The 19,720-nt window shown below is 63.3% G+C and carries 19 protein-coding genes, 2 tRNA genes and 1 pseudogene; 9 read left to right on the forward strand and 13 right to left on the reverse strand.

What is annotated here, in order from left to right:
• Positions 1-47: 47 nt before the first annotated feature.
• Together KB221_08170 and KB221_08175 are read right to left on the reverse strand one after the other, a co-directional pair.
• The gene (locus KB221_08170) at positions 48-308 is read right to left on the reverse strand and encodes a hypothetical protein (GenBank protein ID WIY68087.1); all 261 of its coding nucleotides are present in this window, start codon (positions 306-308) and stop codon (positions 48-50) included.
• Between the two features lie 3 nt (positions 309-311).
• Positions 312-863, reverse strand: coding sequence for a DUF924 family protein (locus KB221_08175; GenBank protein WIY68088.1), 552 nt, complete (start codon positions 861-863; stop codon positions 312-314).
• On the opposite strand from KB221_08175, the gene ilvC reads away from it, so the two are divergent.
• Positions 862-1,878, forward strand: a complete 1,017-nt coding sequence (ilvC, locus tag KB221_08180; protein ID WIY68089.1) for a ketol-acid reductoisomerase — start codon at positions 862-864, stop codon at positions 1,876-1,878. The genes KB221_08175 and ilvC overlap by 2 nt on opposite strands.
• A 51-nt stretch (positions 1,879-1,929) precedes the next feature.
• On the opposite strand, the gene KB221_08185 is transcribed toward ilvC, so the two are convergent.
• Positions 1,930-2,006 (reverse strand) — tRNA-Pro (locus KB221_08185).
• A 156-nt stretch (positions 2,007-2,162) separates the two neighbouring features.
• Between KB221_08185 and KB221_08190 the strand changes: the two genes are divergently transcribed.
• From KB221_08190 to KB221_08200, 3 genes are all read left to right on the forward strand, one after another.
• A tRNA-Gln gene (locus tag KB221_08190) sits at positions 2,163-2,236 on the forward strand.
• A gap of 86 nt (positions 2,237-2,322) precedes the next feature.
• Positions 2,323-3,981, forward strand: a complete 1,659-nt coding sequence (locus KB221_08195; GenBank protein WIY68090.1) for a site-specific integrase — start codon at positions 2,323-2,325, stop codon at positions 3,979-3,981.
• Between the two features lie 127 nt (positions 3,982-4,108).
• Entirely contained in the window at positions 4,109-4,627 is a 519-nt protein-coding gene (locus KB221_08200; GenBank protein WIY68091.1) for a hypothetical protein, read from the forward strand.
• A gap of 33 nt (positions 4,628-4,660) precedes the next feature.
• On the opposite strand, the gene KB221_08205 is transcribed toward KB221_08200, so the two are convergent.
• Positions 4,661-5,791 carry a hypothetical protein gene (locus tag KB221_08205; GenBank protein ID WIY68092.1) on the reverse strand — a complete coding sequence of 377 codons (1,131 nt, stop codon included), beginning with the start codon at positions 5,789-5,791 and terminating at the stop codon, positions 4,661-4,663.
• Between the two features lie 386 nt (positions 5,792-6,177).
• Between KB221_08205 and KB221_08210 the strand changes: the two are divergent.
• Positions 6,178-6,367 (forward strand): annotated as a pseudogene (locus tag KB221_08210) (hypothetical protein).
• A gap of 18 nt (positions 6,368-6,385) precedes the next feature.
• Here KB221_08210 and KB221_08215 read toward each other — a convergent pair.
• The 5 genes from KB221_08215 to KB221_08235 form a co-directional block, all read right to left on the reverse strand.
• Entirely contained in the window at positions 6,386-6,877 is a 492-nt protein-coding gene (locus KB221_08215; GenBank protein ID WIY68093.1) for a MucR family transcriptional regulator, read from the reverse strand.
• 1 nt (position 6,878) lies between these two features.
• Positions 6,879-7,301 (reverse strand): hypothetical protein, encoded by a 423-nt coding sequence (locus KB221_08220; protein ID WIY68094.1) that lies wholly within the window; start codon positions 7,299-7,301, stop codon positions 6,879-6,881.
• A 481-nt stretch (positions 7,302-7,782) separates the two neighbouring features.
• Positions 7,783-10,266 (reverse strand): hypothetical protein, encoded by a 2,484-nt coding sequence (locus KB221_08225; protein WIY68095.1) that lies wholly within the window; start codon positions 10,264-10,266, stop codon positions 7,783-7,785.
• Between the two features lie 202 nt (positions 10,267-10,468).
• The gene (locus tag KB221_08230) at positions 10,469-10,786 is read right to left on the reverse strand and encodes a hypothetical protein (protein ID WIY68096.1); all 318 of its coding nucleotides are present in this window, start codon (positions 10,784-10,786) and stop codon (positions 10,469-10,471) included.
• A 948-nt stretch (positions 10,787-11,734) separates the two neighbouring features.
• Entirely contained in the window at positions 11,735-12,304 is a 570-nt protein-coding gene (locus KB221_08235; protein ID WIY68097.1) for a hypothetical protein, read from the reverse strand.
• Between the two features lie 4 nt (positions 12,305-12,308).
• On the opposite strand from KB221_08235, the gene KB221_08240 reads away from it, so the two are divergent.
• From KB221_08240 to KB221_08255, 4 genes are all read left to right on the forward strand, one after another.
• On the forward strand, positions 12,309-12,923 hold the full coding sequence (locus KB221_08240) for a recombinase family protein (GenBank protein ID WIY68098.1): 615 nt from the start codon (positions 12,309-12,311) through the stop codon (positions 12,921-12,923).
• Between the two features lie 190 nt (positions 12,924-13,113).
• Positions 13,114-13,539 carry a tyrosine-type recombinase/integrase gene (locus KB221_08245; GenBank protein WIY68099.1) on the forward strand — a complete coding sequence of 142 codons (426 nt, stop codon included), beginning with the start codon at positions 13,114-13,116 and terminating at the stop codon, positions 13,537-13,539.
• A gap of 6 nt (positions 13,540-13,545) precedes the next feature.
• Complete coding sequence (locus KB221_08250; GenBank protein ID WIY68100.1) at positions 13,546-13,740, forward strand: integrase; 195 nt, start codon at positions 13,546-13,548, stop codon at positions 13,738-13,740.
• Between the two features lie 114 nt (positions 13,741-13,854).
• On the forward strand, positions 13,855-14,217 hold the full coding sequence (locus tag KB221_08255) for a hypothetical protein (GenBank protein ID WIY68101.1): 363 nt from the start codon (positions 13,855-13,857) through the stop codon (positions 14,215-14,217).
• 363 nt (positions 14,218-14,580) lie between these two features.
• Here the strand turns inward: KB221_08255 and KB221_08260 are convergent, their stop codons facing one another.
• Genes KB221_08260 through KB221_08275 form a run of 4 tightly spaced genes read right to left on the reverse strand, consistent with a single transcriptional unit; the run spans position 14,581 to position 19,563 of the window.
• Complete coding sequence (locus tag KB221_08260) at positions 14,581-14,964, reverse strand: DUF302 domain-containing protein (protein ID WIY68102.1); 384 nt, start codon at positions 14,962-14,964, stop codon at positions 14,581-14,583.
• The gene (locus tag KB221_08265; GenBank protein WIY68103.1) at positions 14,961-15,305 is read right to left on the reverse strand and encodes a metalloregulator ArsR/SmtB family transcription factor; all 345 of its coding nucleotides are present in this window, start codon (positions 15,303-15,305) and stop codon (positions 14,961-14,963) included. The genes KB221_08260 and KB221_08265 overlap by 4 nt, the downstream gene beginning before the upstream one ends.
• A complete protein-coding gene (locus tag KB221_08270; GenBank protein WIY68104.1) occupies positions 15,302-18,532 on the reverse strand; it encodes an efflux RND transporter permease subunit in 3,231 nt (1,076 codons plus the stop codon). The genes KB221_08265 and KB221_08270 overlap by 4 nt, the downstream gene beginning before the upstream one ends.
• Positions 18,529-19,563: an efflux RND transporter periplasmic adaptor subunit gene (locus KB221_08275; GenBank protein ID WIY68105.1), complete on the reverse strand. Its 1,035-nt coding sequence runs from the start codon at positions 19,561-19,563 to the stop codon at positions 18,529-18,531. Before KB221_08275 ends, KB221_08270 begins: the two co-directional genes overlap by 4 nt.
• Between the last annotated feature and the right edge of the window lie 157 nt (positions 19,564-19,720).

Genomic DNA, 19,720 nt, shown 5'->3' on the forward strand with positions numbered 1-19,720 from the left:
GGCGTGACCTCGGCTTGCTCACAGAAACGTGCCGGCCTGTGGGCGGATCAATCGCGCATTCTGTCCCGGCGCGCCTGGGCAAGTTTGGCGCGGTTCTTCACGGCCCAGTCCCGCTTGACCGTGATGGGCTTGGCCGCGCCCGCGGCGAGCGGCTTGCGCCGTTTCACCCCGGGCTGGATCAGGCCATAGCGCCGCCGCGAATAGGCGCGCGCGCAGTCCATGCAGTGGCGGTAGGTCCGCGCCGCATAGGAGGCGTGCCAGTTGCGTCCCTCCTGCAGGACCGTTTCGCATTCACGGCAGCGGTGCATGAGTCAGCCGCGGAACCCGTCTTCATCCAGAAAGGCCCGCTCCTCCGGCGTCGTCTCCCGGCCCAGGGCTGCGTTCCGGTGCGGGAAGCGGCCGAAGCGGGCGATGACGGCGTGGTGGTGCCCGGCCCAGTGGTCGTCCGGCTTGCGGTCCATCCGGGTCTGGAACAGTTCGACCTGGCGGTCCTGATCGGCGAGATCCTCGGAATGCTGGAACGGCAGGTAGAAGAACCGGCGGATATCACCCTCGACCTGCCGGTCGTGCCCGGCTTCCAGCGCGCGGCGGGCGACCATCCGCGCCAGCGGATCGGTGGCGAAGGCATGCCCCGAGCCCCGGAACACATTGCGCGGAAACTGGTCCAGCAGGATGAGCAGGGCCAGCGAACCCTCCGGCGTCTCTGCCCATCGGTCCAGCTCGCGACGGGCGGCGGCGAAATGCGCGTCCCCGAAACCGCGCCGGAAGCGGGAGTCGAAGGCGTCATCCTTGGCGAACCATTTGCCGGGGCCGGCCTCTTTCCAGAAGGCGACGACGGCGGAAGGCGTTATGTCTGTGGTCATGACCGATCCAATAGCCGCGCCGCTCCCCGTCTTCCATGACCGCGACTGCGATCTTTCGATCATTCGAGGCAAGCGGGTCGCCGTCATCGGCTACGGCAGCCAGGGCCGGACCCACGCGCTGAACCTGCGCGATTCGGGCGTGACCGACATCGTCGTGGGCCTGAAGGCCGGCTCGGCGACCCGCGCGAAGGCCGAGGCCGACGGCTTTAACGTCCTGACCGCGGGCGAGGCCGCCGCCTCGGCCGATGTCGTCGCCGTCATGGTCTCGGACGAGGCCCACCGCGACCTGTGGCGAGACGAACTGGCCCCGGCGATGAAGCCCGGCGCGGCGCTGATCTTCGCCCATGGCCTGTCGGTTCGATTCGGCCTGGTCGAGCCGCGCCCCGATCTCGACGTCATTCTTGCCTCGCCCAAGGGCATCGGACCGCGCATCCGCGACCTCTATGAGGAAGGGCAGGGCGTCTTCTGCCTGTTCGGCGTTCATCAGGACGCCTCGGGCGGAGCCCATGGGCTGGGCCTGTCCTATGCGGCGGCGCTGGGTTGCGGCCGCAAGGGGATTCTCGAGACCACCTTCGCCGCCGAATGCGAGAGCGACCTGTTCGGCGAACAGGTGGTGCTGTGCGGCGGGGTGGCTGAACTGGTCGACGCCGCCTTCATGAAACTGGTCAAGGCCGGCTATCCGCCCGAGGTGGCGTGGTTCGAGTGCTTCTATGAGGTCAAGCTGGTCACCGACCTGATGTACGAGCGCGGCGTTGCCGGGGCCTTCACCCGCATCTCCAACACCGCCGAATACGGGGCCTATCTGACCGGCCCGCGCATCATCGGCGAACCGTCGCGGGCGGCGATGGACACGGTGCTGGCGGAGGTCCAGTCCGGCGATTTCGTGCGTCGCCTGATGGCCGACTATGACGCCGGCTCGCCCGATCTTCTGGCCCGGCGCAAGGCGCTGGCCGGCCGCACGATCGAGGCCGTGGGCACGCATCTGAAGGCGGTGGCGGAGAAGGCGGGGGATTGAGGCCGGGAAACCTCGGGCCCCGAAGGGCTGTCTCTTCTTTCCGGAGAAAGATGGTCGGAGTGAGAGGATTCGAACCTCCGACCCCTGCGTCCCGAACGCAGTGCTCTACCAGGCTGAGCCACACTCCGACTTGAGGAGGGGGCTTATAGCCACGGCCTTTCCCGCCCGCAAGCGCCGTTTTGCGGTGCGGTGAAATAGTCTCGAAAGCGGTTCTTGCATCGCCCGCGGCCTTCGCGTATCTCGACCGCCTTCCGGCGCTTCGGCCCCGGATGCGCCGGACCTGCTGGGGAATGGTGTAATGGTAACACTCCGGTTTTTGGTACCGTCATTCTAGGTTCGAGTCCTAGTTCCCCAGCCATCGTCCGCTGAAACCCTGACAGAGCAAAGGATGCCCGCCTCGTAAGGGTTTGAGGGCCATGTCACCGATGCACATAGGTGATACACATGGCCGTTATGGAAAATGTCGTCAGGGTTGGCAAAACCTACAAGGTCAGGAAGCGAATTCCGGCTGATTGCCGAGCCGCGTTCGGCGTCAGTGGTGAGTTCAAGACGGTCTCCCTAAACACCACGAACAAGCGCGAGGCGCAGGAAAGGGCCGTGCCTATCCTGGCTGAGATCGATGCGAGGATTGCCGAAACACGGGGCAGGGCCTTACCCCCTGCTCTGGATCAGCGCCTGAATCCGGGGAGGGTAGAGGAACTGATCCGGGACTGGCGCTTCCGTGAGATCGATCGTGCCTATCATGACACCTACAACGGTCAGCGAGACAATCGCGACCCCATCGCCACGTCGCAGCAGCGCTACGCTCTCCAGCATTACTCCACCATCGACCGGATCGCCGACTTCAGCGCCCGCATGGCATCCGTCCTTGGCGTCACGCCACTGCACCCCGTCATCAGTCGCACCGACGAACGCGAGCGGTTCCGGATGGCCTGGAACGACGTCGAGACTTTCACGGCCCGATTCCCGACTGACCTAACGGGTTGGCCAGAGGAACAGGATGCGCCGCTCATCCCGGCGCCTGGGCCGTCCACGCCGGCCACCCTGGCCGGGATGAAATTGTCCGAGTTGCGCGATGCATGGGACGGCGTGAAGCCACTCGAGGCCCGGCAGAAGGGCTATATCCGCCGCCTGATCGAATTCCTTGGCGACGTGGACATCGCCACCGTTCAGCCGCTCGACATGGACCGGTTCTTGATGGAGTTGAAGCGGTTCCCACTGACTAGGAAACCGTCAGACGAACAAGTTCCCTTCGCTGCTTTGATCGCGGCCTACGAGGGGACCGATCAAGCTCGGCTCCACACCAAGACGATCTGGAATTGGACTGTAGTCTTCAAGGGTATGTTCGCCTTCGCCGTATCGCGCCGACTCCTCGCCCATAGCCCCGCCGCCTACATGATGAAGAAGCCGTCGGGCGAGGAAGCCAACAACCGAAACCCCTATGCGGAAGTCCACCTCGACTACATCTTCACCCGGCCGCTTTTCGTGGGGTTTTCTGGTCCGGCCGACAAAGGATACCGCGACGAGCCGGGCGAGAACGTGGTTGAGGATGCGAAATACTGGCTCCCGATAGTGGCCCTCCACACCGGGATGCGACTCGAAGAGTTGGCCTCCCTCAAGACGTCGGAGATCATCGGCGACCGCGATGTACTGGCGTTCGATCTCCGCCAGCGCCCGCTCAAGGGAGCCGAAAGCGTCAAGAACGCGTCCGCCCGGCGTGTCATCCCTGTTCACAAAGGACTGTATGGCTTGGGCTTCGTCGATTGGATGCTGGCCCGCGCCGATCAACAGACACATGTTTTCGCTGACCTGACGACAGATGGCCAGGGCAAACGAGGGTCGCAGTTCAGCAAGTGGTGGGGGCTGTGGTGCCGTGCGAATGCCGAGACGGCGAGAGAGGGGATCGATGACCCCTCGCTGACCTTCCACTCCTTCCGGCACTCCTTCAAACGCGCCGCCCGCCAGAGCCCGGTCAAAGAGGAGGTCCATGACCTTCTGACCGGCCATCAACAAGGCAACAGCGTCGCGCGAGCATACGGGGCCGGGGTGGATCTGGTGACCCTGAAGACCGCCATGGATCAGATCAAAATCCCCTGGCCGTGAAGAAACCGGCTTTGATTGATCCCCGTCTTTCCAAACGGACGTTCTCGGCTTTTGCAACGACTATCCGCGCGGCCTGATCGCCTAATGTTAAGGTGTAGGTGGCCTTAGCTGACTGGGGAACAACGACATGTGGATTTCGCTTCCGAGCCTCGGACGGGTCGCGGTCGCCGCATCTTTGGTCGGCTTGGCGAGTCCCGTCCAAGCTCAAGAAGCCAGTCGGATAGAGAGCCGCTTCTCGTCGATCTGGCCGCACGACTGCACCTACACGGACGACGGGGCGGCCGAGGGGCAGGACTGGGTGAGCTACCGGTGCGAGGGTGAGGGCGGAATCGCAATCTTCCTTGGCTACAGTGACGGCGTAAGATTGAGCCTCGGGTTCGGTGCGGAAAATCCCATGATCGGCTTCTTCTCTGCAGACCGTGAGCCAATCTGGCCCGTCGAATGGCGAGGCCGGGTCATCAATGGACGGTTCGTTCCCCACGGCGCGATAGCTCGCATGAAGACCCGTCGTGAGGACGATACGGTGACCTGGAATTCCGAACTCGTCGTGTTCGGATTGTCGGGTCGAGCCTGCGTCTTGGGGGAGGTCCATGGGGCTCGCGAAAATGAGCGAGCCCGCCAACTGGCCGATACCGGAAGCTGCTGACTGCGGACTCTGCCAGGTGCCCGCGATTGGGCGTCAACCGAATTCGTCCATTCCTTCCCACCTGAACTCAAGATCATCGACCCGCGAGAACGCCCCCGACACCAGTGCGATGTCACCCTTGGGGCGCGCCGGAATAATGCAAAGGACACCCAGTTGAGTCAGCGACTCCTTGACCGCCTGTAGGACTTCTCGCGACACCCGGCCGTTGGCGTGGGTATAGACGCCATTGAGCATCCAGCCCACATCTGTGAGCCGCAGGACTACGATCACCGCCAAGCTCTCAATCACGAAGAACGCCAAGGCCCCGGCCGCCATCTCGTGAGAGTATCCTGATAGGCAGTTCCTATAGCGACGACCCCATTTTTCGGCTTGCTCCGGACTTATCCGAATGATGCCCGGTGCATGGTCAATCGGCAGTCCCAACGGTTCGAGCCGGTCCGCCTTGCCGAGCCACGAGCGAACGAACTGACCTGCATTGAACCGGGTCCCCAACGCGTGGGCGGATTCTTTAAGGGCCGCGTCACTGGCCGTGCTGCACATCTTTCGGATCAGGCCCAGTCTGGCGTTGAGACGGTGACATTCTGCAGTGCTGCTGATTTGGCTGACGACGGTCGGGCTGAGAATGGCGAGGTCCAGAATCTGCACAGTTTGGAGCACGGGGTCGTCGGTCAAGCGGCAGTCGTTGATCTGCTCCAGCACTCGACGACGAGTCCGTCCCTCGGCAGTCTTGGAGCCCAGCATTTCGATCAGACGGCGGTATCCATCGGGCGTCGAAAGAGGCTCCCAGCCGATCTTCCTCAACGATCCACAAAGAGACGGCGGCACCTCATCGAGAGCGGCCTCAACGATCTGCTGAGGCTTCATCTTCTGGATTGCCAAGGCGAACTGAGCACGGTCAGACTCAGCCCGGTCCTCATCGAGATTGCCGTAGGCCCTGAGCAAGAAAGTATTGGGGTGGTCGAGGGCTCCAGTTGCCAGTGCGACTGCCACGGCGTTCCGCCACAGACTTTTGGATTTAGTTGCGAACAGCAGGGTGCCAGGCGCGTCTTCGTCAAGACTCACCAAGGCACTGAGCAGCCACCCCGACAACGGATAGAACCAGTCGCGACCGGGCACGCCCTCAGTAGGGTGCGGCCGGAAATGCGGATGGGGAATCTGGGTCATGTCGCCTCAGGCTCGAGAGAGGCGGTGGCACGATGCTCAGCCGCCGGATCGGCTCTCGGGTAAGGGCTGGGCGACCATTCACGAGCTAATACCTGACTCGGATTCGTGAACTCAAGGAAAATCGACTGGCTGTTTCTAACCGCACCGAAAGCAGACTCTCTGGATGTCGGCAAAGGGTGGTGGCCTCAACCGGTGACCGCAACACGCTAACCATTCTTCGGAGATGGAGCGTGGGTCATGAAGCAGCGGCGGCGGATCAATTATTCGGCGGCCCAGCGGCTGAGGTATGGGATCGCTGGAAGGCCGACGAAAACCCTCTGGAGATTGCAGCAAAAGAGAGAAATGGTGCGGCGTCTTCCGGGAGATCCACCTTGGCTAGAAGCCTGGCGGCGCGACTATAACGAAGCCCAGCCGCACTCGAAGCTTAGCTGGCTGACCCCGGAGGCCTACGCCCGGGCGCTCACCGCGCAGATCGGCCGGTCTGCTGCGCCGGTTAATGGCAGCGCAGGCCGGCCTCTTGCCAACCCCACCAATCTTGGCTCAGATCAACCAAGGACACTCGTTATGGCTGGATGAGAAACGGGGTCACTTCACCTAGTCGAGATCTTTTCGAGCAGCAGCGCGCCTTCCCTTGGACACTCTTGGTCGACGTCCAAACCCATTTTGCTTAGCTATCTGGGACCGTTTCGCGCTGTATGAAGGGTGCAGGGTGGGATAATCCGGCGGCAAATTCCATTTCTCTCGATACTGTTCTGGGGTCATCCCATGCGCGTCAAGATGGCGTTTTAGATTCTTGTAGTGTCGACCATTCTCAAAGCTTATGAGTGTGTCCGCGCCAATCGAATTTTGGATATCGAGCCACGTCAGTGATCGAACCGGCTGCCCCTCGGGCGGCAGATTAGCGGGCGACTGACGTAGACTCAGCAAGGTCCCGAAAATATCCCGGATCCGACTATTCAGGTCTTCGCCGCTCAACTGCGTAGCGGAGTTCGAGAGAAGAGCACTGACGAGTGCAATAGTTCCATCCCACGCTTGGTCTTCCAGTGCGGTCCAAGCTTTGTCGGTCCGTTCTTCAACATTCTCCATCTTACTCTCCATCAGGGGTACAAGCGGCCGTAGGACCGCTATGGTCGGGGGGCGGACAAGCCTGCAAATAGTCCGCGACGGCTGGTTTCTGGCCATAGTAGGCGAGCGCCCTCGCGAGTGCCGCAGTGGTGTCGGCCTCATCGAGGTCATCGCCTTGGTCATGCCCTTCTAAAGCTGCCTGCTCGGGCGATCCGCAGTTCCAAACCTGCACTAAGCCGTAGCAGCCGCCCTTGAAGCCGGTGTGTTCGCCAAAGCGCGTTGGCTGTGGGTATGCAACAATCATTCGCCCGGCTCCGTCGACCAGGTTCATCTCATCGCGGGGCTGTTCGGGGTCCCGAGCGGCGCGGCTCCAGCCTTGAGATTCGGCGAGTGCGAGAAACTCGCGCATGAGCATAGGCTCGCGACTAGTGTCGTAGCTGGACATTGTGGTCTCCTTGCCGCGTAGCGCTGGCGATGTGGATGGAAATTATGTGAGGGAGCAGCCCCAGCTCGGGCTGTGCTCTCCGTTGGGCGTGGCGACACGCGGTTGGAGGGGGAGGCCTGCAAGGGCCAAAATATACCGACCTTCGTGTTCTAGGCCTGCCGCTCGTCGGGGAGACGCGAGACCCGGCTTAGCGGCTCGCTGGTTAGTGTAGTCCTGATCTCCCGGTAGCCCCTGAGGACGTAGGGCTGTACGGTCCGAACATCCGCCCGACTAACCACTGAGCGATAGGGCAGCGGCATCTACGAAATTGGAGCACCACAAAGGCCAGACGTCGAATCTGGATGGTCGTAATCACGACCAAGCGGCGCTCAAATTAGGCTCGGTCGGCGTAGTTCTTGGGATGTTGGGGGCCGCATGACGACGCACACAGCGCGTCCTCGGACGGCCTGCGAACACCGAGATCCATCAGCGCCAGTGAGCGTCAACTCAATCGACGGACGATTCGTGTTATGTCTCTCCGCCGCTCGCTCGCATTTTCGGCGTACACTGCCTCATCGTAGAGAGTGTCCACTAAGGCCCGGCCGTTTAGGCCTGCTCGTTTGAGAGCGACCGCTAGGCTGTAGAATGCTCGGTTACCGGCGCCGATGCCTTGGCCGGCCGACCGCCAACCGTTGATGGCCGCGGCCCTCTTGGACTCGCTTACCCCAGCATTCGCACTCGCCGGTCGTACAACACGCAGCTTGTCGGAGCCACCGCCGCAACTCAACGCACTGCTTTCATTGGGATCAGCGACTGGACGATCAGGAGCTTCTCCGATGCCGTGCTCAACCGCCCATTTAATCCAGTTCGCGGGCTCAAGCGGGCTACGCTCATCTCCAGTGAAGTCGCAGAAAAACGAACCTTTGGGATGGGCGGCCTGAGACGGGAGATAGAAGAGGCTGGACGCAGTGAGTTTTGAAAGATCGAAGCCGTGAGTAAGCCTTTTCATTACCCTCGGCCGCGCCGCCAGTTCATCCGGGGTCCAGTAGCCAGCCCTGTTTAACCGATAGAGTATTTCCCCCAAAACCAGTCCATAGGCCTCCTTCGACATCGCCTCAGTGGTCGGAATGAAGGCTCTCCACCGGGGGCGATCTGGCGTAGACGAGAAGGTGTTCCAGACCACGACCCTCTGGCGCGGCATCAGTAGGGCGAACTCCTCGGGAGTGAGATCGCCGCCGTCGTTGTCTAACCAGATTCCCCTCAAGTGACGGACATTTTTAAGTCCACGGGACGTTCTTTCGTCCATCTCGGGATCAAAATGGGCGGGGCTAATTAGACCCGCCTCTTCCTTCCTATCGAGCCGTGTCTGATGAATGGCGCGGAGGCCCTGGATGAAGGAATCCGCATCCGTGTAATCGATGTGGGCCAACGGTTCGGATTCGTAGATCGAGGCAAATGCAGTCCCACCAGATTGAGACACGGTACTGCCCCCACCTGCCAGGCTGCGGACTTCAGCCGCAAGATCAGGGTAGTCCGCCGCCAGCACGTCGTTGCCGTTGAGCACCCCTTGTTGGATCAGGAGGTCGATTCCGCGTTTGCGGCGACTGGCCTTCTGCCGTTCCACCTGATTGTCATGGAGCTTGGGTCGGCCCGGCTTGCCTTTTCTGGTCGCGAGCGGGGTGCCCGTCAGCGGTGCGACCGTGGCACCAGGGAACTTTGCGGCCAACCAATGGGCGGTGTCGGAATCCATAACGATGACGCGCTTTGGCTCACGGCAGCTGGGGTCCCGGATCGATGACCGCATCACCGCCTGATAGACGGCTGACCAGTAGTGGTTGGTCCTGACCGCCGTGCCGTCGATGCCCCGTTCTTCCAAGAAGGCGAACTGGCAGCTTCGGGGATTAAGGGCCGAGAGAACTACGGTCGTGTGGACGTGCTGAAACTGGTTCAGCCCGTGGGTCGAGTTGGGCAGTCGCGTCGCGCGGGAAGCGGGGAAGAAATCGTCATCGAGATCGTTGTTGCCCAGCCAGAGGAATGCCTCGTCACCCACGACTTGCTCGACACAGCGGCGTACGTGATCGAGCACAGTTCCATCGCCGCCGTTCTCATCGACGGCACGGCTGCGGAAGCGCTTCGACCACGGCTCGTCGCTCACGTAGTTGATGGTAATTAAGCCCCCGCCATCGTGGGTTTGGTATCGAAGTGGGAGGTTCTTCATCGGCTGGAAATCGACGCCTTGGTCCTTCCACAGCCGGTACAGGAGCGACTCCTCGAAGCACGCGCCCGCCATGATGACCTTCCCGAATCCTTCGAAGATCGACGGGCGCAGCAGTGAGAACGCCTGGAGGCGTTGGCGATCACGGGCGCCGGCCCGCATCTCTTGGAACTGTGTGTCGAGCACCCAAGTGTCCCAATGGGGCGAGATCACGCGCTGACAGAAGGATTGGAAGACCCTCCAGATGTCATCGCCGTGCTTGTTCTCCGCCATCGCCGCCAGCGTCATCCTGGCCGCCTCGTCTACGGGCCTAATCAGCGCGTAGCGCCCATCGTCCACGCAGTCGGCCGTGACCAAGGGGAAGAGGCATCTAGCCGTCTCAGGGAGGGCGAATTCGTCGAACGCATCTACGTGCGGGATTTCATCGACGATGAGAGTCCAGTCCTGCTTGCGCTCGAAATACGGCAGGCGGAGCAACGCCTGCTGGGTCACCAGGAGTACCTCGCCGCGATCCCCCGCATGCTCCGAATGCGCGATGATCGACGCGACGGGTGAATCGCAGTTTCCGCCATGGATGGGCCGCAGGGGAATCTCGGGCAGGGTGCCGAACTCATCCGCGACAGTGTTGTCGATCAGGAGTTTGGATGGCTGGGCGATGACGATCTTGGCACCCTGCATGGCGCCTTTATGGGCGTAACGGCTTAGCCGATAGGTCTTCCCAGCCCCCGCTAAGGCACCGAGGTAGTCGATGATCTTGTGTTCTGGCTGCATGATGCCCCTTGATGAAAAATACCCGCCAAGGGATGGTGGTGCTGACGGGCATTCTCAGAAGATTCATGCGTTTTAGTAGACGCAGTTGGTCGCGATAACTTCCTTGCCAGACACTGAACCATCCGAGTCCGCGTCAGGTTCTAACCACAACTTGGCCTCAGTAGTATTTATATCATCCCGGCTATGTCAGGACCTAAATGTTTTATATGATTAGATGGGATACTTGATTAGCGTCCAGGGATGCGATCACCTCGGCCCAGGCGAGCTTGAACATCACCGCGTCCAAGTGATCGGGGATCAGGATGAGGACGTTGCTGTGTGAATTATCGACGGCCACAAGTGCCCGCTCGCTCGGCAGGTTGTCGGTGAGCCGGTCATCAATCTGGTCCAACAGGTCTCGCTTCCACTTATGGAAGGTGCCGGGAGTCTGGTCGTTCCGGTAGCCACGGATGGTGAAGACGGACGATCCCGGCACCGCGACCAGAGCGGCCCAGGGGCGGCTGCGCGACACTGACATCATGAGACATGATCCGGGGCGTGGGTGCTGCAAGGTGACCTCGCGAAGCGGTCTGCCCGGCCATACGAACAGGCACGGCTCAAGCGCAGCCTTGAGAACGGGTTGTAGAGTATTTACGATTTCAACGTCCCACCGTCTTGTGTGGGCTGAGGTAGGGCAGCGTATGAACTCACGGAATCCGACCGTCAACAGGTTTTTTGAGAACGCGGAATTGCGCGTCAAGCAATAAGTCCTACAGTTATCTGTTCTGCGAGTGCCCGTTTGCAGAAACGCGCGATCCAACGTCTCAAGACGACTGACATTCTGTGTAGGCTAAGCGGCTTCCCCGGTCCGCCGGGTCTCTGCCACCAGTTGCGACCACATCGAAATTACCCTCGAACCCTTCCAGCGGCAGGAACGTGTTCACCAGCCCTTGGCTGTGAGTCGGTTGTTTGCTGACCTCGGATTTGGAGACGTGTGATGTTGAAATTTCGGTCACGAAATCCCTCTCTATAAGGGGATTACGTCGCAAGAATTTGGGGTTCGTTTGGTCGGAGCGACGACCTCAACTACGTCTTGGCCGCCACGCTGTTTCTGAGAACGCGGCGATGTCTCGGCAGGGCGAGGACCGCAGCGCAGCGAGGACCGCAGGCCGTCCGCCGGGGCGTCGAGGCAGGTGGGCGCGCGAACCGGACGGCATGCCGTCCGGTGCAAGCGAACGCCTTGAGATGATCTGGCACCATTCGACGACCCGGCTTCGGCACCATGTCGGGCAGCCTAATCGTCCGCCGGCACTGTCGCCGGTGCCGTCGTCGCCGCCTTCGTCGCCAGCCGACCCGCGGCAAGTCTAAAGGGGTGTTCTTCCAAACCCCCCGAAAACGCGCCCCGCAAACCCAGTCGTGGCGGGACCGCCTTACCCCCGTTTTTCTCGTTCTCGACTTCATCCGTTTGCAGGGACAGGTTAATCGCGCCTCAGCCGAGGTAGGCGATGGGATCGAACTCCGGTCCTCTGAACGAGATCGAGTTCAGGTAGGCGTGGCCCGGAGTGATCCAGCGCGCGTTCGCGCCCATCGACGTGATGGTCCCGGCCGCCATAGCCGTGCCCACCTGCCAACACACCTCGGGCGGCAAGAAGCCGCCGACCTCGAACCTGCTCTTGGTGGCCTGGATGCTGCCCACGGCCAAGACGGGCTCGGGTGGCTTCCGACAACGCGCGTCACTGCCCGCCGCCAGGCTGTCACGCGCGAAGAACATGGCCTCGGCCTCCCGACCCTTGAAGAGATCCGGCGATATGCATTCGACCAGGAAGCTAAGCGACTGGTGCTCGTCGTAGGGATCTTCGATCCGCCGATCATGCTGGAGGCTGAACGTGTAGGTGGCCGAAGGACGGCGCACCCAGAAGACGAACTCGTCGTAGCGAACCGTGGGTGCGCGGGACCGGCCAGCCATCATCACCTCTCCATGCCAGTTCTCGTTGACGCCCTGCCGAACTGTGAGAGTCTGGCGTTCTTCCAACAGCCAATAGGAGAACGCTCTGACCAAGCGGGTGGCAATCTATGCTCGTGTCTCGACGGCCGACAAGAACCAGACCGTCGAGAACCAACTCCGCGATCTCTTGGCCGTGGCTGCGCGCCAAGACTGGGAAATCGTCGCCACCTTCACCGACGAGGGCATCTCGGGTTCGAAGGGCCGGGACAAGCGCCCTGCGTTCGATGCGCTGTTGAAGGGCGTGGCTCGGCGCGACTTCGATCAGATCTTGACGTGGAGCGTGGACCGCCTCGGCCGGAGCTTGCCTGACCTTGTGACCTTCCTGAACGACATTCAGTCCAAGAATGTGGACTTGTATCTGCACCAGCAGGGGGTCGACACTTCGACCCCCAGCGGCCGCATGATGTTCCAGATGCTTAGCGTCTTCGCCGAGTTCGAGCGAGCCATCATCCGTGAGCGAATCTTGGCTGGGCTTCGCAGGACCAACCGAAAGAGCGGTCGCAGACCGATGTCGGACGACCGTGTCAAGGCGATTAAGGCCTCGCTGCTCAGCGGCCAGGGCATTCGCGCCACCGCTCGGCAACACAGCGCGTCGACGACAACCGTCACGTCGATTAAGCGCACAATTTGTTCCTTTGATGTACAGCAAGTTGCCGCTGATGTCTTCGGCTAGGCCTCAAACGACAAGAGTGCCTCTGGACCGCTGGGAGCGGGCATGATCGTCCGTAATTGACTCATAGCGGCGGTTGGGAACGTCCGCTCTCAGGCATCTGCCGTGGGTGGTCCGGCCGAACCTCTATTGGCGCATTCCGGTCTCGGGAGATGTAGAGTGGATAGCGGGGCCTCTTTCGTGGGAGGTGGCCATGGGCCAGCCCGATCTATTCCGAATGCCCCGCAAACCTTGGAACGCTGGCCGCATGACTGGAGCGAAAGCTCCCCTCAAGCCGAAGCATATTTGGGCGATCCGCCAGCATTTGAAGTCGCTCGGGTCGGTCCGGGACCTGGCGATGTTCAACACCGCTCTGGACGCAAAACTCAGGGGCTGCGACCTCGTCAAGCTGCGGCTCGCCGATATCGCCCACGGCGGCGTCATTCGTCAGCGCTCCACAATCGTCCAGCAGAAGACCGGTCGACCCGTACCGTTTGAGATCACAGAGCCAGCGAGGGAAGCGCTGACGCAATGGCTCGACCTCCGGGGTCGGCGGCCGGACGAGTGGCTGTTCCCAAGCCGCAGCCACGCCGGCCGACATATCGGAACGCGCCAGTACGCGCGCCTCGTCGATCGCTAGGTTCGCATGATCGACCTCAACCCGAGTGGGTACGGCACGCACAGTCTGCGACGAACCAAAGTGGCGCTGATTTACAAGAAGACCGGAAACCTCCGCGCCTGCCAGCTGCTCCTAGGTCACGGCAAGCTGGAAAGCACAGTCAGATACCTCGGCATCGAGGTCGACGACGCTCTGGAGATTTCCGAGCAGATCGATCTGTAGGCCGCGGTGGGTCCGTCAGAAAGCGGACCCACCAAGGGTCTCTTTCGGGGGGGAAGCCGACATTCGGCCTGCTACTCCTTTGGGGTGCACTGTGCGCTTGGGAGGACTGACGGGATGCTTGTCGTTTCGGTTGTGCCGTTCAGTCCGGGCGATGAATCTGCGGTCGTGACGGTGACCGACGGAATCCACACCTGCAGAGCTTTTTGTTGGCCCTGCGACCTTCAATCAGGGTCGGAGGTGGTTGAGCCACTCCAGTTTTTTGATGAGAGCGGGCTGATGTTCACGTGGGAAACGGAACCTCGGCTGGAAAGCACGAGCGGCGAAGGCTTCGCTCACCGAGGCGTCGCTCAGGTTGTTGATGCGCGCGCGGGGCTATTGGCGGTGGGCAACTTGGCTCTGCAGACCGATCATCTCCCCGCAGGTATTTCGTCCGGAGATATGGTCGAGTTTGAGTGCGTGCGTATTGACCTGCGCTGATCGACGGCCGCGCGACCGAATGTCCGCAATGGGTCGGGAGCCGCCGGTCGGCTGAAGGTGGTTAGCGGACGTCCTCTACTGGGTCAGTCGTGACGCCAAACCTGCCAGCAAGATCATGAGCAGTGGAATGACCAACTGCAAAACGAGGGTCCAGCCTTGGCGGGCCTCCCCCGTCGCCTCGTGGCGCAGTGAGGGCGTTTCCCAAGTTGCGCGCGTTAACGTGGGAAACGCGGAAATATTGACCTGCGCCATACCTGCAAACCCGCTGCAGGAGCGCTGCAGCAACCCTCTCGTTGCAGCCGTTTGTCGGGTCAATTCCCGAAACGCCACCATCACTTCGAATTCCGCGCGCGCTGGCAGAACTCAGACCTCGTCAACGGCCGCTCGAAGATGCTCACCCACCCTTCGCGCGTGGCCCAGCAATTCGGCATTGTCGATCGCGCTCATCGAAGCCGCGGGATCAACGGCGAAAACCTCGACGCCGCCTTCGGTCTGCTGGACGACCACATTGCAGGGCAGCATGACTCCGACATGGGGCTCCATCTTCAGGGCCTCATGCGCCATGACCGGGTTGCAGGCACCAAGGATCCGGTAGGGGCGGAAGTCCTCTCCGATCTTCGCCTTCAGCGTGGCATGGATATCGATCTCTGTGAGGACTCCGAAGCCGTGCTTCTGAAGCGCTGCGCGGGTGCGCTCCACGATGGTCTCGAAGTCGCCAGAAATCAGGCGGGCATGGAAATAGCTCATGATGTCCGGTCCTCGGGCTTGTCGCGGTAGATGTCGCAGAGCAGGGCGATAATGCGGGCCGCCGCCGGATCGGAGATGCCGTAGTAGATCGTCTGGGCGTCACGCCGCGGGGCAATGACACCGGCGTCACGCAGGCGGGCGAGATGCTGTGAACAGGCCGACTGCGACAGGCCCGCATAGGCGGCCAAATCTCCGACCGCGCACCCGCCCTCGCTGAGCCGGCACATCAGCATCAACCTCTGTTCGTTGGCGAACAGCCGCAGGAGCCGGGCGGCCGGAGCCGCGCTGGCCTCGAGTTCGGCCAGGGCGGCGGCGTCCGGCGTGGGGAGGGCATCGCTCATGGCGTCTCTTCCGCAGGTCCGGGCACGGCCAGGGGGCGGCCGTCGTCCTTCAATGCGATATAGATGGCCGGGATCACCAGCACCGTGAGAATCGTCGAGGAAATCAGGCCGAACAGCAGGGAGAGCGCCAGCCCCTGGAAGATCGGGTCGAACAGGATCACCGCCGCCCCGATCATGGCCGCCAGCGCCGTCAGCAGGATCGGCTTGAAGCGGATGGCACCGGCCTCCAGCAGGACCTCACGAAGGGGCCGTCCGGGCGTTCGGGCGTGGCGGATGAAGTCGACCAGCAGGATCGAATTCCGGACGATGATCCCCGCCAGGGCAATGAAGCCGATCATCGAGGTGGCGGTGAAGGGCGCGCCGAACAGCATATGGCCGATGACGATGCCGATCAGGGTGAGAGGGATGGGCGTCAGGATCACCAGCGGTATACGGAAGTCCTTGAACTGGGCGACGACCAGAACATAGATCCCCAGAAGGGCCACGCCGAACGCGGCACCCATGTCGCGGAAGGTCACCCAGGTGATCTCCCATTCGCCGTCCCACAGGACGGTGGGGACGGTCTCGTCCGTCGGCTGACCGTTGAGCCGGACCTCGGGGCGCGGCAGCCCTTTCCAGTCGTGGGCCTTGATGGCCGCGTCGATGGCGAGAATGCCGTAGATCGGGGCCTCGAACTGGCCGGCCAGTTCGGCGGTGACCATTTCAGCGGCGCGGCCGTCGCGGCGGTAGACGGGCCAGCTGGCCAGTTCATGACGGACCTCGACGATCTCGCCCAGTTCGACCAGCCGCCGGCCGCCGTCGAGCGTTGTCACGGCCACAGGCATGACAGCCATCTGTTCGCTCCAGGTCCGGGCCGACTGGGGCAGGCGTACGGCGATCTCCAGCGGAGTCCGCTCATCATCGCGCGCGGCATAGCCGAGAATCTGGCCACCCATGACGGCGGCGATGGAGTCGTGCACCTCGCGCTCGGAAAGGCCAAACCGCTCGATCTTTTCGCGGTCCGGGATCAAGCGCAGGACCGGGCGGCGGACGCCGTAGCTGTTGTCCACGTCGACGACCGAGGATTCGGCCCGGAACAGGGTCTCCAGCTCGGCGGCCACCGCGCGACGGGTGGCGGGATCGGGGCCGTAGACCTCGGCCAGCAGGGTCGCCAGCACGGGTGGTCCCGGGGGGGCCTCGACCACCTTGATCGACGACCCCGCCGGCAGCGGCAGATCGGCCAGGCGGCGGCGCAGGTCGAGGGCGATGGCGTGACTGCTGCGCCTGCGCTCACCCTTGGGGGCGAGCATGACCGTCAGATCGCCCTGTTCCGCGCCCGCGCGCAGGAAGTAGTGGCGCACCAGACCGTTGAAATTGAACGGCGCCGCGGTCCCGGCGTAGCTTTCCAGTGACTCCACCTCGCGCAGCGTTCCGGCCACGGCCGCAGCCCCGGCCAGGGTGCGCTCGGTGACCTCGAGACTGGTTCCCTCGGGCATGTCCAGCACGACCTGGAGCTCGGACTTGTTGTCGAACGGGAGCAGTTTCACCGGCACGGCCCGGAAGGCGAACATCGACATCGACAGCAGGGTGGCGAGGCCGACGACGATCAGGAAGATCCAGGCGCTCCGGCGCGAGCGGACGACTGGCGTAGCGACCTTGCGATAGAGGCGGCCCAGCTTTCCCTCGCCGTGCTCGTGACCGCGGCCAGCGACAAGGGTCTTTCGCGCGAACCGGATCATCAGCCACGGCGCGATGACCACGGCCACGAAGAACGAGAAGATCATGGCGGCGGAAGCGTTGATCGGGATCGGCGCCATATAGGGCCCCATCAGGCCCGAAACGAACAGCATGGGCAGCAAGGCGGCGACCACGGTCAGGGTGGCGACCACGGTCGGGTTGCCGACCTCGGCCACCGCCTCGACGGTGGCCTGGGCGCGGCTGCGGTCGTCGTTCATGGCCCAGTGGCGGGCGATATTCTCGATCATCACGATGGCGTCGTCGACGAGGATGCCGATCGAGAAAATCAGCGCGAACAGGCTGACACGGTTGATGGTGTAGCCCATCAGGTTGGAGGCGAAGAGGGTGAGCAGGATGGTCGTGGGGATCACCACCGCCGTCACCCCGGCCTCGCGCCAGCCGATGGCGAAACCGATCAGGATGACGATGGAGACCGTGGCGAGGCCGAGGTGCATGAGCAGCTCATTGGCCTTTTCATTGGCGGTCTCGCCGTAGTCGCGGGTCACGACGACCTCGAGTCCATCGGGGATCAGCGTCCCCTCCAGAGCCTCGACGCGCTGCATCACCCCGTGGGAGACGAGCACGGCATTGGCTCCCTGGCGCTTGGCTACCGCCAGGCTGACGGCCGGCGTGCGGCTCCAGCCGTCGCCGACGCGGGCGTAGTGGGCGGCGCGGGCCTGATCCTCCCGCGGGGCCTGAACGATGGTCGCCACGTCGCGCAGATAGACGGGCTCGCCGGCCATCGAGCGGACGGTCAGCAGGGCGGCGTCGTCCGGCGCGGCCAGCCGCTCGCCCGAGCGCAGGGCCACGGCCTGGCCCTGGTCGCGGAAGGTACCGGCCGGGAAGCTGCGGTTGGCATGGGCGACGCCTTCCAGCTCGGCAGACAGGGCCACGCCGCGCGCGGCCATGCGGGCGGGATCGGGCTCAACCCGAATCTCGGACGGGCGGCCGCCGACGATGAAGGTCAGGCCGACGTCCTCGACCTTGCTGATCTCGGTGCGCAGGCGGGCGGCGACATCGTACAGGGCCTGGTCGCTCCAGCGCCCGGCCGCGTCGGCGCGCGGCGTCAGGGTCAGGACCATGGCGGGGACGTCATTGATGCCCCGGGTGACGATCTGCGGCTCCGACACCCCGACGGGAATGGAATCGTAGTTGGCGCGTACCTTCTCGTGCACTCGAACCGCCGCATCGTCGGGGTCCGAGCCGACCAGGAACCGGGCCGTGACCATGACCTGGTCGTCCTGCACCTGGGTGTAGACGTACTCCACCCCGTCGATGCTGCGGACAATGGCCTCCAGAGGCTTGGCCGCCAGTTCTGTGGCGTCGGAGGCGCTCATGCCGGGCGCGGCGACCATGATGTCAACCATAGGCACGCTGATCTGTGGCTCTTCCTCGCGGGGGATCGACAGCACGGCCATCAGGCCCACGGCGATCGCCGCCAGCAGCATCAGGGGAGTCAGGGGCGAATTGAGCGTAGCTTTCGTCAGCCGTCCGGACAGGCCGAGGTTCATCGGGCGCGCTCCGGAGCCAGGACGACATCGCCGACGGCGAGCCCCGACAAGACCTCGACACGATCCGTGCCGACAGGACCCGCCAGCTGGACCGGTGCCTCGCTGACGCGACCGGCGCGGTCGACGGTCCGGACGAAATCGATGCCGTAGCGGGTGGAGACGAAGCGGCGCGGCACGACCAGCGCGCGCCGCTGGCCCACGGGAACCTGCACGGTCACGCGCTGGCCCACCCGCTCGCTGGTCAGGCCGGCGACGGAGATGTCCGCCGTGGTCCGCCCGGCGATGGACGCGGGATAGACTTGGGTGATGGTCCCGACGCCGGCACCGGGCAAATCCCCGGGGGAGGCCACGACAGTCTGGCCGACCCGCAGGTTCCGACCCTGGGCCTCCGGCAGTTCGAGGCGCAGGACGAGGGGGCCCGCGGTGATGGTCGCGACCGACTGACCGGCGCTGACCACCGAGCCGGAAGGCACATCGGCGGTCAGGACCCGCCCTGAGGTGGGCGCGAGGATACTTCCCTGGGCGCCGGTTTCGGCGCTGGCCGAACGCTGGGCCCGCGCGGCACGGACCTGGGCGTCGGCGGCCTGGGACGCGGCCTGGGCCTGATCGAGCCTGGCTTGGGCGTAGAAGCCGCGATCAAAAAGGCTCTGCACGCGCGACAGGTCCCCCCTCGCCCGCACCGCCTCGGCCTCGGCCACCGCCACCTGGGCCCCGAGGGCGGCGGTCTCCAACCCCACGCGGGCATCGACGACGACACCGATGACCTGCCCCTGACGGACCATGTCGCCCTCGCGCACATTCAGCCGCACGAGCGTGCCGGGGATGCGCGCCCGGGCCTCGCCGAGATCGCGGGAGGCGACCACGGCCGAGGCCGGCTTGACCGCATCGATCGTCTGTTCAGCGACCGTCAGACGTTCTCCCCGCGCGGGCGCGGTCGGCGCGACCTCGGGCTCGCCGCCGCAGGCCGACAGTCCACCGACCAACAGGGTGGCGGAAGCGAAAGCGGCGAACAGGGCCTTGGGCGTCTTCATCAGAGAAACCTTATGTAAGACTGCTCTAATATTAGTTCATGCTAATATGATTGCAAGCCTTGGAACTGTGCTCCCGGTGCCGGCCTCCAGCCTTGATCCCGATCAAGGCGCGGTCGCCCCGGCGGCGCAGGATCAGATCTTCACGACGGCTCAAGGA

It is taken from the genome of Aquidulcibacter paucihalophilus (genome assembly GCA_030285985.1).
Lineage (GTDB): Bacteria > Pseudomonadota > Alphaproteobacteria > Caulobacterales > Caulobacteraceae > Brevundimonas.

What these genes read in the sequence shown, in the direction of transcription:
- KB221_08215 (WIY68093.1), bottom strand. Translation starts at nt 6,877, where the DNA reads ATGGAGAATGTTGAAGAACGGACCGACAAAGCTTGGACCGCACTGGAA.
- KB221_08275 (WIY68105.1), bottom strand. Translation starts at nt 19,563, where the DNA reads ATGAAGACGCCCAAGGCCCTGTTCGCCGCTTTCGCTTCCGCCACCCTG.
- KB221_08175 (WIY68088.1), bottom strand. Translation starts at nt 863, where the DNA reads ATGACCACAGACATAACGCCTTCCGCCGTCGTCGCCTTCTGGAAAGAG.
- KB221_08225 (WIY68095.1), bottom strand. Translation starts at nt 10,266, where the DNA reads ATGCAGCCAGAACACAAGATCATCGACTACCTCGGTGCCTTAGCGGGG.
- KB221_08200 (WIY68091.1), top strand. Translation starts at nt 4,109, where the DNA reads ATGTGGATTTCGCTTCCGAGCCTCGGACGGGTCGCGGTCGCCGCATCT.
- KB221_08260 (WIY68102.1), bottom strand. Translation starts at nt 14,964, where the DNA reads ATGAGCTATTTCCATGCCCGCCTGATTTCTGGCGACTTCGAGACCATC.
- KB221_08250 (WIY68100.1), top strand. Translation starts at nt 13,546, where the DNA reads ATGATCGACCTCAACCCGAGTGGGTACGGCACGCACAGTCTGCGACGA.
- KB221_08220 (WIY68094.1), bottom strand. Translation starts at nt 7,301, where the DNA reads ATGTCCAGCTACGACACTAGTCGCGAGCCTATGCTCATGCGCGAGTTT.
- KB221_08255 (WIY68101.1), top strand. Translation starts at nt 13,855, where the DNA reads ATGCTTGTCGTTTCGGTTGTGCCGTTCAGTCCGGGCGATGAATCTGCG.
- KB221_08245 (WIY68099.1), top strand. Translation starts at nt 13,114, where the DNA reads ATGGGCCAGCCCGATCTATTCCGAATGCCCCGCAAACCTTGGAACGCT.
- KB221_08170 (WIY68087.1), bottom strand. Translation starts at nt 308, where the DNA reads ATGCACCGCTGCCGTGAATGCGAAACGGTCCTGCAGGAGGGACGCAAC.
- KB221_08265 (WIY68103.1), bottom strand. Translation starts at nt 15,305, where the DNA reads ATGAGCGATGCCCTCCCCACGCCGGACGCCGCCGCCCTGGCCGAACTC.
- ilvC (WIY68089.1), top strand. Translation starts at nt 862, where the DNA reads ATGACCGATCCAATAGCCGCGCCGCTCCCCGTCTTCCATGACCGCGAC.
- KB221_08195 (WIY68090.1), top strand. Translation starts at nt 2,323, where the DNA reads ATGGCCGTTATGGAAAATGTCGTCAGGGTTGGCAAAACCTACAAGGTC.
- KB221_08270 (WIY68104.1), bottom strand. Translation starts at nt 18,532, where the DNA reads ATGAACCTCGGCCTGTCCGGACGGCTGACGAAAGCTACGCTCAATTCG.
- KB221_08230 (WIY68096.1), bottom strand. Translation starts at nt 10,786, where the DNA reads ATGATGTCAGTGTCGCGCAGCCGCCCCTGGGCCGCTCTGGTCGCGGTG.
- KB221_08205 (WIY68092.1), bottom strand. Translation starts at nt 5,791, where the DNA reads ATGACCCAGATTCCCCATCCGCATTTCCGGCCGCACCCTACTGAGGGC.